Source organism: Kitasatospora sp. NPDC007106 (assembly GCF_040634455.1).
Taxonomy (GTDB): domain Bacteria; phylum Actinomycetota; class Actinomycetes; order Streptomycetales; family Streptomycetaceae; genus Kitasatospora; species Kitasatospora arboriphila.
This window is the reverse complement of sequence record NZ_JBEYFP010001016.1, coordinates 1-1,957: the sequence shown is the minus strand read 5'-3', so window position 1 is coordinate 1,957 and position 1,957 is coordinate 1. Positions and strand designations below refer to the sequence as shown.

At 75.2% G+C, this 1,957-nt stretch carries 2 protein-coding genes; both read left to right on the top strand.

Annotation, left to right across the window (positions count from 1 at the left end; genetic code table 11):
* Positions 1 to 1,247: pectate lyase (locus tag ABZ641_RS35230; protein WP_359988472.1), on the top strand; the 1,247-nt coding region annotated here is incomplete at its 5' end.
* 528 nt (positions 1,248 to 1,775) lie between these two features.
* Positions 1,776 to 1,957 (top strand): hypothetical protein (locus tag ABZ641_RS35225; RefSeq protein ID WP_359988470.1); only part of this gene is annotated, 182 nt, incomplete at its 3' end.

The window sequence follows — 1,957 nt, the reverse complement described above, 5'->3', positions numbered from 1 at the left end:
TCCCCGACCGGCGGGCGCAGGCCCTGGGCCGCGCGGCGCTGCCCGCCTCGGACGGCTGGGGCTCGGCGACCACCGGCACCACGGGCGGCGCGGCCGCCGACCCGGCGCACGTCGCCGTGGTCCGTACCCGGGCCGAGCTGGTGGCCGCACTCGGCGGCGACAACGCCACCAACGGCGCGAACGCCGTCCCGAAGATCGTCTACCTGGCCGGCACCGTCGACCTGAACACGGACGAGTCCGGGCACCGGCTGACCTGCGAGGACTACGCGGCGGGCACCGGCTGGACGCTGGCGGACTACCTCGCCGCGTACGACCCGGCCGTCTGGGGGCGCGGCAGCGAGCCGAGCGGGCCGCTGGAATCCGCCCGGGCGGCGGCGCAGAAGGCGCAGGCGAAGCAGGTGCAGATCGCCGTGGGCTCCAACACCACCCTGGTCGGGCTCGGCCCCGGCGCACGGCTGCTGGGCGGCAACCTGGTGGTGAAGAAGGCCGACAACGTGATCGTGCGCAACCTGGTGTTCGAGGACTCCGCCGACTGCTTCCCGCAGTGGGACCCGACCGACACCGCGGTCGGCAACTGGAACTCCGAGTACGACAGCATCAGCCTCGTCGGGGCGACCCACGTCTGGGTGGACCACGCCACCTTCACCGACGGCGGGAACCGGGACGCCGACCAGCCGCTGCACTTCGGCCGCCCGTACCAGGTGCACGACGGCCAGCTGGACATCACCGGCGGCTCGGACTACGTCACCGTCTCCTGGAACGTCTTCCGGGACCACGACAAGACCAACCTGGTCGGCAGCAGCAACAGCTCCACCACCGACCCGGGGCACCTGCGGGTCACCTTCCACCACAACCTCTGGCAGAACACCGGCCAGCGCGCCCCGCGGGTCCGGTTCGGCCAGGTCGACGTCTACGACAACTCCTACGTGGTCGGCGCCGAGGCGTACGAGTACAGCATCGGGGTCGGGGTGGGCTCGCGGATCGTCGCGGAGCACAACCACCTGCGCCTGCCGGCGGGCGTGCCGGCCGACCGGGTGCTCCACAACTGGGGCGGCACCGGGCTGACGGCCCGCGACAACCTGGTCGACGGGCGCCCGGTGGACCTGGTCGGGGCGTTCAACGCGGCGAACCCCGCGACGCCGCTCGGCGGCGACGCCGGCTGGACCCCGGTGCTGCGCACCGCCGTCACCCCGGCCGCCGCCGTCCCGGCCGTCGTCGGCCGCCACGCGGGCGCCGGGCGGCTGTGACCCCCGTCTCCGCCGCGGCCGGCCACCGCTGGGTGACCGGCCGGTGACGGGGCGCCGATCCCGGTGGCCGGCACCTGTGAAGCCCGGCACACGGCCGCGGCCCGCTACTGCCCCCGATAGTCGTCACGGCGGCCCGGCCCCGGCGCCGACCGGGGGCACCCGCCCGGCGCCGGCCGTACGGAACGGCGAATCCGCTGGTCAGCCGAGGTGTACGGCCCGGTCGGGCGGTCGGCGGTAAGGACCGTCTAAGCGCTCGGGAGCGCCCGGAGGAGGGCCGGGCGCTCCCCGTCGTCTACGACCCCGCGTAGTTTCCGAGCTCGTTGCCGCGTTTCTGCGGGTCTGCCAAGAATGTCCCGGTCGCAAGGCAGCGCGGCCCGATTCCGCCGCGCACCCCGCCCGCTCCGGCCCACCGGCCGGGGCGCCCAGGCCGTCCGCACGGCTCCGCGGGCCTGTTCCTCCCGAACACGCTTCGCGATGTCCGTGTGCCCGGAATCGGCCCCCGACCGATGGAAGAGGTTGTCCCCCTCCATGCAGCTCCCGCTCCCCAAGAACCTGTCGCTGACGCACCGCCCGCACGCCTTCTTCGCGAGCGTGGGCACGCTGACCGTGGCCGGCACGGCGATCCTGGCGCTGGCCCTGCCGCAGGACACCTCCACCGCCGTCGCGGCCGCCCCGGTCGCCGCGGCCCCGGCCGCCACCCAGGCCGCGGC